10 protein-coding genes and 2 pseudogenes are annotated in these 14,330 nt (G+C 67.2%); 4 read left to right on the plus strand and 8 right to left on the minus strand.

Going from position 1 to position 14,330, the window contains the following annotated elements; translation table 11 throughout:
- Nucleotides 1-129: 129 nt before the first annotated feature.
- The 5 genes and pseudogenes from H4N64_RS36205 to H4N64_RS36225 all read right to left on the minus strand — a co-directional run bounded on the left by H4N64_RS36205 (nucleotide 130) and on the right by H4N64_RS36225 (nucleotide 5,271).
- Nucleotides 130-1,116, minus strand: coding sequence for a methyltransferase domain-containing protein (locus H4N64_RS36205; protein ID WP_186286842.1), 987 nt, complete (start codon nucleotides 1,114-1,116; stop codon nucleotides 130-132).
- Nucleotides 1,117-1,248: 132 nt separating this feature from the next.
- Nucleotides 1,249-1,428 (minus strand): annotated as a pseudogene (locus H4N64_RS36210) (IS630 family transposase); the annotation flags it as partial.
- A gap of 29 nt (nucleotides 1,429-1,457) precedes the next feature.
- Nucleotides 1,458-1,748 (minus strand): annotated as a pseudogene (locus H4N64_RS36215) (transposase); the annotation flags it as partial.
- A gap of 527 nt (nucleotides 1,749-2,275) precedes the next feature.
- Complete coding sequence (locus H4N64_RS36220) at nucleotides 2,276-4,120, minus strand: DUF4012 domain-containing protein (protein ID WP_186286843.1); 1,845 nt, start codon at nucleotides 4,118-4,120, stop codon at nucleotides 2,276-2,278.
- Between the two features lie 272 nt (nucleotides 4,121-4,392).
- A complete protein-coding gene (locus H4N64_RS36225) occupies nucleotides 4,393-5,271 on the minus strand; it encodes a glutaminyl-peptide cyclotransferase (RefSeq protein ID WP_260860185.1) in 879 nt (292 codons plus the stop codon).
- A gap of 329 nt (nucleotides 5,272-5,600) precedes the next feature.
- Here H4N64_RS36225 and H4N64_RS36230 point away from each other — a divergent pair, with 329 nt between their 5' ends.
- A complete protein-coding gene (locus tag H4N64_RS36230; protein ID WP_186286844.1) occupies nucleotides 5,601-7,043 on the plus strand; it encodes a tyrosine-protein kinase domain-containing protein in 1,443 nt (480 codons plus the stop codon).
- 113 nt (nucleotides 7,044-7,156) lie between these two features.
- Here H4N64_RS36230 and H4N64_RS36235 read toward each other — a convergent pair whose 3' ends face one another.
- Nucleotides 7,157-8,452: a S8 family peptidase gene (locus H4N64_RS36235; RefSeq protein ID WP_186286845.1), complete on the minus strand. Its 1,296-nt coding sequence runs from the start codon at nucleotides 8,450-8,452 to the stop codon at nucleotides 7,157-7,159.
- Nucleotides 8,453-8,872: 420 nt separating this feature from the next.
- On the opposite strand from H4N64_RS36235, the gene H4N64_RS36240 reads away from it, so the two are divergent.
- The 3 genes from H4N64_RS36240 to H4N64_RS36250 all read left to right on the plus strand — a co-directional run bounded on the left by H4N64_RS36240 (nucleotide 8,873) and on the right by H4N64_RS36250 (nucleotide 12,170).
- Nucleotides 8,873-9,370, plus strand: coding sequence for a hypothetical protein (locus H4N64_RS36240; RefSeq protein WP_186286846.1), 498 nt, complete (start codon nucleotides 8,873-8,875; stop codon nucleotides 9,368-9,370).
- Nucleotides 9,371-9,670: 300 nt separating this feature from the next.
- Nucleotides 9,671-10,300: an LPXTG cell wall anchor domain-containing protein gene (locus H4N64_RS36245; protein ID WP_186286847.1), complete on the plus strand. Its 630-nt coding sequence runs from the start codon at nucleotides 9,671-9,673 to the stop codon at nucleotides 10,298-10,300.
- Nucleotides 10,301-11,309: 1,009 nt separating this feature from the next.
- Nucleotides 11,310-12,170, plus strand: a complete 861-nt coding sequence (locus tag H4N64_RS36250; RefSeq protein WP_186286848.1) for a DUF2637 domain-containing protein — start codon at nucleotides 11,310-11,312, stop codon at nucleotides 12,168-12,170.
- A gap of 74 nt (nucleotides 12,171-12,244) precedes the next feature.
- On the opposite strand, the gene H4N64_RS36255 is transcribed toward H4N64_RS36250, so the two are convergent.
- Both H4N64_RS36255 and H4N64_RS36260 read right to left on the minus strand, forming a co-directional pair.
- Complete coding sequence (locus H4N64_RS36255) at nucleotides 12,245-12,856, minus strand: arsenate reductase/protein-tyrosine-phosphatase family protein (RefSeq protein ID WP_186286849.1); 612 nt, start codon at nucleotides 12,854-12,856, stop codon at nucleotides 12,245-12,247.
- Nucleotides 12,857-13,724: 868 nt separating this feature from the next.
- Nucleotides 13,725-14,312 (minus strand): hypothetical protein, encoded by a 588-nt coding sequence (locus tag H4N64_RS36260; RefSeq protein ID WP_260860186.1) that lies wholly within the window; start codon nucleotides 14,310-14,312, stop codon nucleotides 13,725-13,727.
- Between the last annotated feature and the right edge of the window lie 18 nt (nucleotides 14,313-14,330).

Raw genomic sequence — 14,330 nt, forward strand, 5'->3', positions numbered from 1 at the left:
CGAACTACCGGTACCAGGTAGCGGGCCTGTTCGCGGGCGGTGTGCAACGCGTCGGCGGTGAATGTGCAATCAGTGAGGCCGAAGGGCGCCAGCAGCGTGGGCGCAGCGGCTCCTGTCCTGCCCGGCGTTCTACTTCGTTCCACGGACGACATAGAGCCCGCGAATGCGCTCGACAGTGAATTCGCTCAGGTGAAGGTCCCTGCACCAGCGCTCGAGTCGGCGCCGCGGCTGGGGCCTCTCGAATTGGGGCGAGAGCCAGTCGAAAGTGTCCAGGATCGACCAGGTCCGCAGGATTTCGGCATCAGTCAACCCGAGGTGGCGGTGATTAGCCACCGGAACCAGCCTGGCCAGGTAGTCGCCCACCCATGGGACTGCGCTGAGGCGCATGGAAACTGGCAGCAGTCGTGGCGTGATGGATTGGACAACGCTGTAGAGCTTGGAGGGTGGAATTCGCTTCGTGACGGGCCGGAGCAGTTGGCGCAGATGCGGATAGGCGACGATCGCTGCGTACACGTCGATGCAGAACTTTCCACCCGGACGCAGGTAACGGAAGATCGTCTTGAAGGCCCGCTCAACGTCAGGCGTGTGCTGGATGACTCCGAGGCAGACGAGGTAGTCGAATGATTCATCCGCCAGAGGCATGTCGTAGATGCTGGCCTGGAATAGCCGCAGGTTGGCGAATCGGCCATTGGACACGGCGTTGGCGTCCACCGCGTTGGAGAGGTCGAAGGAGGTCACGGCAGCGCCGGTCTGGCAGAGCACTTCAGTGAAGCGTCCGGCGCCGCTTCCGCATTCAAGAATTTCGCGGCCCCGAAGTTCGTCAGCGGTCCAGCCGCTCTCCCGCAGCAGGCGATCTTTGGATACGGGGAGCCCCACATGCGAGTCAAGCTGGGTAAGCCGATGCAAATTCCATTGATATCCGAAAGATTTCCCGTAGTTGTCCTCGGGAACGAACCGCGGGATCCCATCATGCACAGGATAGGTTCGTCTGCACCCTTTGCAGGTCAGCGCGGTATCTCCGTGGAGCCGCGCACGGCAGCCCGGACATCGAAGCGTCTCGAACCAGTAACCGTCTCGGTTCTTCTCTGTGAGGTCGTCAGTCAATCTCTTGTGCATGCGGGACATGCTAACTGATCTTTCGATTTGGGTGGGGCAAGAACCCGCGTGTCGTGTTCTTGCCGCATATGCGACGAGTTAGGCAGGCAATCGACTCATGAGATCCACCGATAAGACTTCTCGCGGTTTTACTCAGGTTGAACTCGCGTAGTCCGGCGGTCTGATCACGTCGTCGTCCATGGTCAGACCGGTGGGTGGCGGACAGCCGTCGACCAGGTGGGGACGGTACTGGATCTTCTTCGGCTTCCGCTTGATCGCGCGGGTGAGGTGCGTGAGGTCGGCGGCGGCGAAGTGGGCCAACTCCTGGGCCAGATGCACGTTCAGGATGCCCCTACGTTGCGTCAAGTGGCAGAAGATGCGATGACGGAGGTTGTCGCCGGGTGGATCTGCCGGTAGATCGCGCGGGCGACGTAGCGTTTGAGGCAGCGGATGATCTCGCGTTTCGACATGCCCTGCTTCGTCCGCCGCTCGACGTAGGCGCAGGTGCGTGCGTCACGGCGGATGCGTGTCACAACGATCCGGTAGAGGGCAGCGTTGGCCTGGCGGTTGCCACCGCGGTTCAGCTGTCGGCGCCGGGTCTTTCCGGAGGACTGCTCGACCGGGCTGACGCCGCACAGAGCGGCGAAGGGTGCCGCGTACTCGGACAGTTGCCAGCCGTTCTTGCGCGACAACGGCGCCAGCAGCCCGCGGATGCACGCCTGCGCCCGCAGCCGCAGCTCCCACCGGCCGAAGACGTGCCCTACCTCCACGAGCAGGTCCTCCAGCCGGTCCGACCACTCCTCGGCCCACTCCCGGTCGGCCACGGCCGACGGGACCTCCAGCAACTCGGCCCGCACACACGGTAGTTACCCGATACACAAGACCACCGAACTACAGCGCCCTCAAGGCCCGAGGCGGTACCCGAGAAGAGCCCGGGCCTGCTGGGGGTCGGCGAGTGGATTGCTGATGCCTTGTCATCTGTCCTGGAGCGCACGCCCAGCGCGAGCAGCGCTTTCCCGCGAGTTCACTCTCTTGCGTTCGCCTGGTTGGCGCGGGGGGACGATGCCGACGACCCCCTCGGTGCGCCTCCGCAGCGGTGTGGGAAGGCCTCGTAGGGATCGACCCGGCGGTGAAGCGGATCGCAGTGGCCGTGCGGGCTGCCGGAAGAAACGCGTCTCCGTCAGCCGCGGCAGGCGGGGTAGGAATCCACACGGGCGCGAAGCGGCGTGATCAGTGGCTGGCGCAGCAGCACCGGGGTTTGGTCACTGATTGGCTCGAGGAGATGAAGCTTCAGCGTGCGGCTCTGCTGCGCCGGCAGTTCTACATCCACTGTGAAAACAGCATGGCCGCGTTCGGTGCCGCTGCCTACGTTGACAGGGCGGCCGTCCAGGGTCGCGCGGGTCAACCGTGCGTGCGAGCTGGCGTAGTAGGAGACGAGCAGCCGGTTGTCACCCGGCCGGGTGGGGTAGGGCGGCTTGTCGCCACGCTGGGTGACATAGGGCGGGAGGCCTGATGTGGGAGCCCGGTTGGCGAGTGTGATCCGTGCGATGACGGGTCGGCCGCGGCGGGTGCATCGGCCGGGAATCCAGTGCAGTTCCCGGTCGAGGTAGTAGTCGAGCTTTCCGCCTGCGGCGTTGATCAGCACTAGTCCGGCGAACGGTCCGGGCTTTGCCGGCAGGGCACCGGCCACGGGTCGGCTCTGCAGGAGGCGTTGTTCCCGGGGCTGCGCGCTCCATACTTGCAGGCGCCCTTCGCCCGCGACGTCGTAGGTCGCCCTGAGCAGCTCCGGCATCCGTTCGGGAGTGTCCAGGGTGCCGATGAGCGTCGCGGCGGCGGCGCGTGCGACGTCGAGGAGGTATGCCTGGCGTACTCGGCTGTCGGAGAAGCTGGCGTAAGCGGTTCGCTCGGTGAGGTCCACTACATTGTCTGCGGTGACCGCCGTTCCGTCGGGCAGCCGGGCCGGGCCTGTTGCCTGGAGAAGCCGCCCCATCGCGCTAGGATCGAGCGCGATCGCACCGTCCACGCGCTGGCCGCTGTGTTCGCGCCACATCGCCGCCCAGATGCGGGCCGCATAGGGGAAATGAGGGCTGACATTGGAGTTGGCCCAGGTGCCGGTGGGGTTCATGGCACCGTAGCGCCTGCGGTACTCGGCTCCCAGGTCGATGTCGGGGCGCTCATCCACGAGCATGCCGTCGGTGCCGAACGTCTCGAACCGCAGCCTTCCCTGATGCGCTGTCAGTACGGTGAAGGCCCCGGGCAGACCTCCGGTGCCCCGGGATTCGGCGGTGTTCTGGAACACCACGATGTAGCGCCGTGGGCCGTCCGCTCCGAGCATGGGTGGAAGCACGCGGCCCGCCACCGCCACATCGGCCATGGCGGGGGCCATTCCATGGAGCTGAGAAATCAGCTGGGTACGCGCGCGATCGACGCCTGGCACCCAGGGTGTGGGAGGCAGTCCGTCGGCAAGTCTGCGTGTGTCGGAGGCAGCTTGCGCGGCGCGGTCGAGAGCCGGGGCTCTGCCCCGGAGAGTGGACAGCAGGGCCGGTAGCCCGTCGCGGCGGGCAGCGTCGGGCGGCTTCGCTGCAAGGTGCACCATCGGTGGCAGAATGTCACCGGCCACCTGGTCGGCGGCCTGGGCGATGCCGCGAACTGTGCTCAAGGGCCGACCCAGGAACGGTACGTGCGAAGCCGCGTACCAGGCAGGCCCGGTGGTGAGCTTGTGGGCCCGGGCGGCATGGGCCGCCGCAGACCGCATCGCCTTGTCCGGGCTCGCCGGAGTGGCACTCCCCGGTGAGCCCATGATGGATTGCCGAAGTGTCGCCAGATCTCGCTGCGCGTTCAGCAGTTCGGAGCGGGCGAGCAGGCCGGTGACCGTGATCCAGGCCGCCCCGGCGAGGGAAAGCGCGGCGACGGCCAGCAGCGTGTACCGGACTGAACGTCGTCTGCAGGATCCGCGCAGGCGGAAGGCGCCCAAGGCGAGTCCGGGATGCCGTGGAACCGCGGGACGCACCTTTTGCTCCGTCATGACCTGTGGCGACGACGCGTGCTGGGCACTGTGCTGCCGCCCGTGGCCGCTCCCCGTGAGACATGCGGCGGCGTGGGGACGAGGCCGGCAGTCGTTACCAGAGCAACTCGTCGTCGCGGCGATGTCGTCATTCTCCGCACTCTTCTCGGTTGATTCCGGGCTAGGCGCCGGTGTGGCAATAGCCTTTGACCGAGATATAGATACAGTGACGAACTGGGTGTCCGGCCGGCGGACAGTTAGGTGTTGCCCGAAGTCACCTGATGGTGTGGCGTTCACTCCGCCTCCGGGCCCTTGAACACGACGCGGAACATCTTGGGCCAGAACTTGCCGGTGATCAGAAACTGGTCGGTGCCGGGGACGGCCGCGATACCGTTCAGGACGGAGCCGTTCACAGCTTCGTCCTTGCGCAGCAGCCCGGTGGCGTCGATGCTGGCCGTCACCGTACCGCTGGCGGGATCGATGCGCACGATCCGCTCGGTGAACAGGACGTTTGCGTATACGGCGTCGCCGACGCACTCGAGTTCGTTCAGCTTGGCCAACGGTCGTCCGTTCTCGGTAATGGGAATGTGGCCTGCCTTCGCAAGCGTCTTCGGGTGCCGGAACGTCAGCCGGGACGATCCGTCGCTAGTAACCAGTCGATTCTTGGACCGCTGGTGGCACACGCCCCAGCCCTCATCGGGGTACGGGACGCGGCTTACCTCCTTCAATGTCGTCGCATCGCGCTCGACGGCGATCCCGTTCCGCCAGGTGAGTTGCCAGAGCGTCCGGTCGAGTACGGTGATCCCCTCGCCGAACAACGGCGCGGGCATCGCCACGCGGGCCGTGGGTTGCCCGCCGGGCGGACCTGCCCGGACCGAGGAACGCCCCGCCAGGCCGGTTCCCTCGTACAGCGTGTCACCGGCCATCTCCAGTCCCTGGGTGAACGCCTGCGGATCGTGCGGCAGGACCTCAAGCACCTTGACCCGCAACCGCTCCACAGCGTCCGTGGACGCCGACTTGGGCGCCGGGGTGCCGTCGGCGTGGTTCTCGGCGGCCGTACCGGACGTGTGGAATTCCGCCGTGTCCCTCGCTGTGCAGGACATGCAGCAGATGAGCAGCGCCCCCAACGCCGTCGCCATCACGGCGTGTACGTGTTCCGATCTGGTCACCATTTCCACTTCTCCACTCTCCTCGGTCGTGTCCGGGCGAGGCGGTGCGGCATCGGTCGTTGACGAATATGGATGCACGGACGGATGCGGCGTCCGGCTGCCGAACGGTGTGGCGTGCGCGAAAGTCACCGGATGGTGCGACTCGCTTCGCCATGGCAGCGACATCGAGCTGTGACGAGAGGCTCGACCAATCTGCCTCCAGAGCTGTTTTGTCGGGCCGACACTGGGGTGGCTCCCGGGATCGAGACGTTCAAGCCCCTATCTTCAGCTGTGTACATAGGGAACAAACCTCTCCTTTGGGTGGTTTCCCTCGGTCTTTTGAGGGGTGCAGTTTGGATCTCCACGGATTCCTGAAGGCTCTTGCCCGGCGCTGGCTGACCGTCGCGGTCTGTCTGGTTCTCGCGGTGGGGGCGGCGCTCGCTGTCACGAACCTGAGCACCCCCGTCTACGCGGCCAGTACTCAGCTCTTCGTCGCCACACGCTCCGGTGAGGACACCGTTCAGCTCAGTCAGGGACAGACCTTCTCGCAGGCGCGCGTGCAGTCGTACGCCGCCATCGTGTCGACCCGCCAGGTGACCGGGCCCGTGGTGCGTGAACTGAGGCTGCGCACAACACCGGAGGAATTGGCGTCCCAGATCACCGCCGAGGCCCCGCTCAACACCGTGCTCATCAACATCACCGTCCAGGATCCCGACCCCAAGCGTGCCGCAGAGATCGCCAATGCCGTCGCGGCGTGTTTCAGCGCTGTCGTCGAGCGGTTGGAGACACCCAAGCCGATGGGCCCGGGGCGCAAGCCCGGCACACCTCCCGAGCCTGTCTCGCCGGTCTCGCTGGGCGTCACCCAGCATGCGATCGCGCCCTCCGATCCCGTCTCTCCGCGCCCGCTGATCAACCTGGCCGCCGGAGTGCTCGCCGGACTACTGCTCGGCGCCGGATTTGTCGCCCTGCGCGAGACCCTCGACACCACGTTCAAGACCAGCCAGGCGCTCGGCGAGCTCACGGGGCTGCCGGGACTCGGGGCCATCCCGTACGACAAGGGCGCACCGGCACAACCGCTCATCACCGCCGCCGTTCACTCCAAGCGCGCCGAGGCCTTCCGCAAGCTGCGCACCAATCTGCAGTTCGCCCAGATCGACGACCGTCCCCGGATCATCATGGTGACCAGCTCACTGCCCGGCGAGGGCAAGACCAACACCTCGGTGAACCTGGCCCTCTCCCTCGCCGAGGCGGGCGTCTCCACCTGTCTGGTGGATGCCGATCTGCGTCGTCCGTGTGTGGCCAAGACCTTCGGTCTCGTCCAGGACGCCGGACTGACCACCGTGCTCATCGGACAGGCCCGGGTCGAGGAGGTGATGCAGCAGACCAGCAACCGACTCGCGGTGCTCGCCAGCGGCGCCATGCCGCCGAACCCCACCGAGTTGCTCGCCTCGGCCCGCATGAGCGAGGTCCTCGACGAGCTCACGAGCACCTACGAGGTGGTGATCGTCGACACCGCGCCGCTGCTGCCGGTCGCCGACACCATCGGTCTCGCCCCGCTGGCCCAGGGCACGCTGCTCGTCGTCCGGGCCTCGAAGACCAACCATGACCAGGTCCGTACCGCAGTCGAGGCGCTGGACCGCGTGGGCGGCCGTGTGCTCGGCACCGTCTTCAACATGACTGTGCCCCCCAAGGGCGACCGCTACGGGATGTACGGGGCGTACGGCGAACTGCCCGCGCCCCGCTTGTCGGCCCAGCAGAAGGAGGCCGGCGTGGCGGATCTCGCGGCTGAGAAATGACCCGAGGGGCGTGACGCCGACATTCGGCAGCGCACCTCGGAGACGGCAGGGCCGTGTCCGCCTCCGCCGGTGCCGAGGTGCGCTGCCGAGGTGGGCATCGTTCTGACAGCTCGTCAGAACGAAGAGACCCTGAGGAGGCGCTCCTTGACGGCGTCCCCGTCCTGCGACGGCCAGGACCAGTTGAGGCTGCCCGCGTTCTGCAGGGCCGACTTGACGGTCTGGGGTGACGCGGTGGGGTGGGTGGCCCGGTACAGTGCCGCGCCGCCCGCCACATGCGGAGCGGCCATGGAGGTGCCGGAGGCGATGGCGTAGCCACCGTTGGGGTAGGTCGACCGGATGCACACGCCCGGAGCGATCAGGTCCACGTCGGCGCCGTAGTTGGAGAAGTCCGCGAACGTGTCGTCCCGGTCGGCGCGGCACGTCGGCCTGGCCAGGCCGCCGGGCTTGCCGTCGAAGTCCGCCAGGGCGCTGACGGTGATCACTTCGTCGTATGCGGCCGGCGCCGTGTTCCTGGCGTCGGCATGGGCGTTGCCGGCCGCCACGGCGTAGGTGACACCCCTGGCGACCGAGTTACAGATGGCCTGGTGCATGGCGTCTCCGTTTGTCCTGCCGCAGTTGCCGTCGTCGGTGCCGGACCCACCCAGGCTCATGTTGGCCACGTCGATCTGGTCGGCGTGCTGGGTGACGTAGTCGATGCCACAGAGGGTGCTTGAGGTGGTTCCCATGCCGGCGGCGTTGAGCACCTGCACCGACCACAGCCGCGCACCCGGTGCCACCCCGACGACCCCTGTGCGGTTGTCCAGGGCACCGATGGTGCCCGCCACATGCGTGCCGTGGCCGTTCAGGTCGATGTTCGGGGGGAGGAGGGGCGTTGCGCAGTTCACACCGCCGGAGCGGTGCACATTGAGATCCGGGTGGCTCGCGTCGATCCCGGTGTCGATCACGGCGACATCCGCGTTGACCCGCCGGTCCACGCCGTTGATGGCCGCGGTCGGGCTGAGGTCGGCGTCGACTCGGTTCACACCGGTCGGGACGGACTGGGCCGTGGCACGGACCCATCGGTCCTGCTGCACCGACTGCACCTGCGGTTCGTCGGCGAGTGCGGCCGCGGTGCGCGGGGTCATCGACGCCGCATAGCCGTAGAGGGCATGGCGATAGACGTGGTGCACGACGGCGCCCATGTCGGAGGCGTGCTCGCTCGCCTCCGTCACCGCTTCCTCCATGTCCTCCCTTCTGTCGGTGGCGGTCTGCCTGAGCGTCACGATGTACCGGCCGGGAATCCTGCCGGCCTTGTCGGAGGCCGTGGCCGCCGACGGGAACCCTGCTGCGGCCGAGTCTGCGACGGCGCCTGGCGTGCCGGCCGCCAAGGCCGCCAGGGCGAGGAGAGTTACACCAAAGGTTTTGGGCATCCCGGACCTTTCTCGATTGCATTGGTGCCGAGCCGGGCCGGCGCTTTCGTGCCGGATGTCCGGCTCCCAGTGGTTCCTAGAGCTTGCAGGTGCGTGAGGGGCCGCAACACCTCCACGTACGGCGATGCGGGATTTTCCGACCATCTGTCAGCCGTGTGGCCCCGTAGGCCGGTTCCTACGAGAGCAGCGAGATCGTCGGTGTCGCGCGGGTGCACGATGCTCCTGTCACTCGGATGCCGCGCACCTGGGTCACAGGCGACTTCGTTGTGGGGTGTATGACGACCGCGCAGCCCGGCTCGGACCCCGCCGAGCTCTCCGCCGCGCACAGGACGCGGATTTGGCGGGGCTGCCATGTGTGACGGACGGTTTCCCGGCGAACCTCCCAGCGGTCACGTCCGCGAGAAGCTGCAGCGGGCGGACTTGCGCACATGCCCTTCGGGCCACCGCCACATCTGCGGTGGCGGAGAACTGCCGCCGCTGTCGCGGATCGTCGGCTTGCTGATCGCCGCGGTGGCGACCGTCATCGCCGCCATGGCCAGTGTGTTCAGCGGCATCGTCGCCTACGACCCGTTGCGCGAGGCGGTGACCGCGGGCTCTGTCCGCTTCGGTGCGAACAACTGGTGGCCGCTGCTGGTGTACGGGCCCTGGATGGTCGCCTCCCTTTCGATCCTGCAGGCCACTCTGCACCGGCATCGCTCCGCACACTCCTGGTGCGTCGTGTTGTTCCTCTCCGCCGCGGCCCTCGTGCTGTGCATCACTCGGGCGCCGCGGACCCTCCCCGGCGTCTGTGCCGCGGCACTCCCCGCCATCGCGGCGCTGACCGGTTTTCAGCAATCGGTACGTCAGATCGAACTGGCCCGGCGGCCGCCCTGTGATGCCGTCCACCGCCGCCACAAGACCCTCTGCTCCTCCAGGTAGGAGAGTCCTGCCGAACAGCTCGAATTCGGCCTGGCGGCAGAGTCGTTGGGGCACGGGCAGGGCATCCGGCGACCCTCCTGAGGAGTGCGAAGCAGGCAACTCGACGCGGCAGCAGGTGCCTCACGGACCCTTGCGTTTCCGGACGTCCCGACGTCGATCCGGTGATCTTCGTGCGCCAGATGGTCTCTTATCCAGCAACAGGCGTTATCTGACGTTTTTAGATGCCATACATGCATATACCGTACTCACGGGTCGCACCATGGCGTCGGCCTGATCCCACCAGAGGAGCGTGAAAATGCGATGACGGCGTCATCGAAATGGCGTGCCGCCCTGGCGGCCACAGCAGCCTCCGCTGTCCTGACCGCTGTACCAGTGCTGGGGGCCCAGCCCGCCTATGCCCAGTACCCACCCCCGCCCCCGAGCCTGACCCTCAGCTCCACCGTGGTCGATGCGGGAGACGACATCGACTTCACGGCAACGGGTTTCCAGCCGGGCCAGGAGGCGGAAGTAGACCTCGCATCCAAGATCGTCGTGCTGGGCAACTTCACGGCCGACGCGACGGGCGTGGTGGAGGGAACCGTCACTATTCCCGAGAAGACCAAATCGGGCGAGCACCTCTTCATCGTCAGGGCGGAGGACCCGGACCTCACCCTCTCGGAGGAGATCACCGTGGAGGGCGGCGATCCCGGCCACGACCCGGGCGATCCCGGCCACGACCCGGGCGGCAAGCCTGGCCACGACCCGGGCGGCAAGCCTGACGGTGACCACGGCGGTGACCACGGCGGCAAGCCTGGGCACGACAACCACGGCAAGCCGCACCTGGCCAACACCGGTGGGGAGCGCTCGGCCGTCCTGCTGGGCGGCGCTGCCGGACTGCTCCTGCTCGGTGGCGGGGCGATCTTCCTCACCCGGCGGGTGAAGAACAGCTGACCGGCGCGAGTTCGTCTTGTGGCTGAGACGCCTGCGGAAGCACCTGTGTGACGGCCGACAGTAACGGACCTTTCCCTGCGCCCGCTCCATGGCGCAGGGAAAGGTGTCGACTGTCGGCCGCCGCTGTCTGTGCGCGGCCGACTCCGTGCTGAAACGCGATTTCCAGACCGCAGGTACATATGTGGGATGTAAGGCCAGTCATCCCGTTAGTCCCTGCGGGGCGTTTCGTATCTCTTCCGTTACCTTGCTTAAATTCCCGCGTTATTCGCGTGATGCGAATTCCTCGTACGTGGCACCGCTTGCGGAGATACGAGGCGCAGCCGCCAGGGATGACGGAGGGAAATGCCGTGTGGGGCACCGCTGTTTGGGTATTGCTGGTCTGTGGTTCTGTCTGCACCATGGGATCCCTCATGGGGGCGCATTCGCTGGGTCGGATGTGGCGAGTCGACGTCCTTGAGTTGCGTCGGCGTCGCCGCATGATCGATGTGCTGGAAAGAAACACGCACCCCCTGCACCGCGAGCCGGGTGTCGCCGGTGCCGGTGAATTCCCTTCGCCCGCCCGGGCCCACCAGGAATGACCAGAGGTAGTCGTCATAATACGCTTTTCGCACAGCAGTGGTACATGGTGGAATGTCCTCTGGATAAGATACTTATCCCCGCATTGCGTCACCCGTTTGCCGCGCATCCAAGGGGAAGAGGCGGCGTTATTCGGGTATGACTAGGGCAAGGAATTTCAGGCTGTTCACGTCTCGCGAGGACCAGACGTGCCTGACCGGGGGGCATGCGGTGATGATGGGTCCTTACCTCTACACGCCATCCTCGGCGTACTCGGCGCCCAGCGCCAACGGCACCCTCAGTAAAGAGGGACTGCCCGTCGCGCTGCAGGTCACCGAACCGCTGTTGCAGAGGTTTCTGGATACCGTGGCGCGGCTGGAAGCTGATCTTGTCCAACGCTGGGGCACCTTGGAGAGTCAAGGCGCGTCTCCTCGGGCCGATTGATCAAGCTGCCATGAACGACGAGCGCATCGTCCACCACTCGGGGTATTACGCCGATCACCTCGACCCGTTCGACACGGGGGTGACCGGTCGGCACCGCGGCGCGGCCGGAGTGTTCCAGGCACCCCTGGTGCCGCCGGACCCGGCATGGGATCCGGCCGAGGAACTCGCCTACATGCTCCAGGACGCCTTGGCCGGCGAGCGTGCCTCCACCGCGCCCCCGGTCCCCGACGAGGTGCCGGCAACCACCCCGCCTCCGGGTAGTCCCTTGAGGAACCTGCAGGACATCACGGCCGAACTGCCGCCACTGACGGCGGTTCCCCGGAGCCATCGGAAGCTGCGTGAACCCAGGCGTGTCAGCGGTCTGCGCACCCTCAGTTACCTGATCGCCGCGTTGGCCATGGTCGTCACATCAATGGTGAGCGTATTCGGCGGCATGGCCACCTATGAGCCTCTGCGGCAAATCGCCGTTTTCCACACGCGGAGCGGCGCCGCTTCCTGGTGGCCGCTGCTGGTTTACGGCCCTTGGCTCGTGGCCGCTCTGTCGATCCTCCGTGCCACGCTGCACCGATGTCGCGCCATCCACTCCTGGGTGGTGGTTCTGCTGTTCACCTCCGTGGCGGTACTCCTGTGTGTCGTCCACGCAGGCGGAAGCATCACTGACGCCGCCGCGGCCGCTCTGCCGAGTTGCGCCGCTCTGGCATGTTTTCAGCAACTCGTACGCCAGATCACCCTGACACGTCCGCATCGACGAACCAGGCCCCGGCACCGACTGCGGCTCTCCGCGATGAATCGTCCTGCTGACACGGAATCGGTCCGTGCGATGACGGGCAGAGATGCTCCGGCGTCGTGCGCGCACCGGCCGGATCTCTGAGAGAGTGCGGGTCGGTCCCGTACTGCTCGGATCCGAGGCGCGTACTGCTCGGATCCGAGGCGTGGGGGAGGACATCATCCGGTCCGTACAGCCGCGGCGATCCGATCCACTACATCCTCGATCTGTGCAAGGCGCTCCCCCAACTCTTGGGGAGGAGCGCCAAGAGGGTCTTCGATGTCGTCATCACCGGGGTGCGCCGACGCAGCACCACGTCGAGCGGCCGCGCCCCGGACGAGAGACACGAACCGTGCAGCCGGATCCGCCACGCCCGCTGCGTCCTCTGCGCGCACCAGCCGGGCGAACTCGCAGAGGGTGAAAGCGCGGGCCAACGCCCATACGGGAGAGAGTCGCACAGCGGCCTCGCGATGCTCCGTCGCGGCCCCCAGTACCAGATCCGAGTTCTCGACCAGCTCCTTCGTCAGCTGGCGGGAGCTCATCCCAGAGGGATCCGCGCCGCGCTCGCGGAGGAAGGACGCTGCCGTGATCGGCATGGGCGTACCCGGGGCGGCCCCGGTGCCCGCACTGCTCAGTTGGATCGCTTGCCGAGCCTCGCACAGCCGTTGCCTGAGCAGACACTCGGCGAGAGGGGAGCGATAGAGGTTGCCGGTGCACACGACAAGTACGTGAAACCCGGATGCGCGCACGTTGGGTGACGCGGCAGTAGATGGGTGGAGAACATGGAGCATGACCTCTAGTATTCACCCGAGTACTCCGTCGGACGGGGAGTTGCACACGCTCCAGGACATCGAACCACCATTTCGGGTGCGAATGTCTTTGAGGGGTGCCGGGGGTCCTGTCGCTTGTGCCGCGTTGCTCCGGTGACGGACACGGCGATGACCGGGACGATCGAAGCGGCGACGAACAGCGGTACGGGCCACGCGGATCCGCCGTACTGGTATTGGCGTACGGCGTGTCAGGGCGGGCGGCGTGCGGGAGCATCCACGAGGAACGGCTGTCCCGGCCCGGCCTGGGCGCGGGTGCCCTCCCCTTCATGACCGCAGGGTGACCGCCACGGCCGCCGCGGTCAGGACACACGCAAGGCTGATCAGGGTGGTGTGGAGCACCTGCGCGTTGGACTGCGGCCATCGCGGTCGCGGGGCCTGGCGGACGGAGCAAGGGCAGCCTTCACGGACCACAGCAGTGTCGATTCCGCACCCGCGCAGCGGCGGCTGGGGGATCGTTTCGTTCCTCATATGGCGGGCAACGAGGGGAGCGCGCATTGCGCCACGCCCTGGTCAAGGAGGACGGGGGCGTGTCATGCGTCCGAGGCATCTTGAGGCGGACGCGCGCGGCTCTGACGGCCACTCTGGTACGCCGTGTCCTCGTCCCGGTCTACGGCCAAGGCCGACGCGGCCACTGCGCCGATGGCCAGTCGTGACGCGTAACCTCGGCGGCCCTGCCCATGGCACTGCGCCTGGGCAGGCGCGTGCTGCAGGAGGCGCGGGTGGGTTCCAGTGGCCTCAGCCCACCTGCGCCGTTCTCGTCAGGGAGTGGCCGGCCGGAGGCCGGACGGCCCCCAGTGCAGGGGAGTTTCGGCCGACCATCTCACCCTCGTCAGTCCTGCTCTGAACCGGCAGCGTCGGCGCTCCGCTCCTCTGCCGCGCCCGGATCAGTGGGAACGGGCCGTCGAGAGACCGTTGTTGCGGATACCGACCCTCGGGTGGGCGTGTCGCACGCCGGGCACCGTTGCCTCGTGCCGCGCTGCGCGGCCATTCCTCCGAGGGCCACCTGAAGGGCCTGTTCCACTGCTGCGGGCACGAACAGCGCACCGGTGCCGTTGGGCGGGACCAGCCAGCGCAGCCGCCCTCCGGCCCGATGCGGCGCCGGCACCGCGATCCACGAGCCTCTGCCCGCATAGCGGATGCCGGAACCGACCCAGCGGCCGTCGGGGTCCGGCGGCAGGAAGAAGGCCACCCGGCGGGCGGCATTGTCCGCGAGCGCAGGACCGGGCGGCTGCGGAATGCACAGCAGGGTGTCGAGCGCCGGCATGCCCAGTTCCTCCGGCACGCTCAGCACGTCCCAGAACCGCCCGCAGGCCAGCACCGCGATCCCGGTCCCGCCGTGCCACTGCTGCTTGCAGGCGCGCGGGTCGGTCGCGGCGGCTGCCAGCCATTCCATGGCCTTACGGGTGACTGAGTGCATGGCTGTCCCTTCGGATCC

Origin of the sequence: Streptomyces cupreus (assembly GCF_014257025.1) — a bacterium.
In the GTDB taxonomy this organism is placed as follows: domain Bacteria; phylum Actinomycetota; class Actinomycetes; order Streptomycetales; family Streptomycetaceae; genus Streptomyces; species Streptomyces cupreus.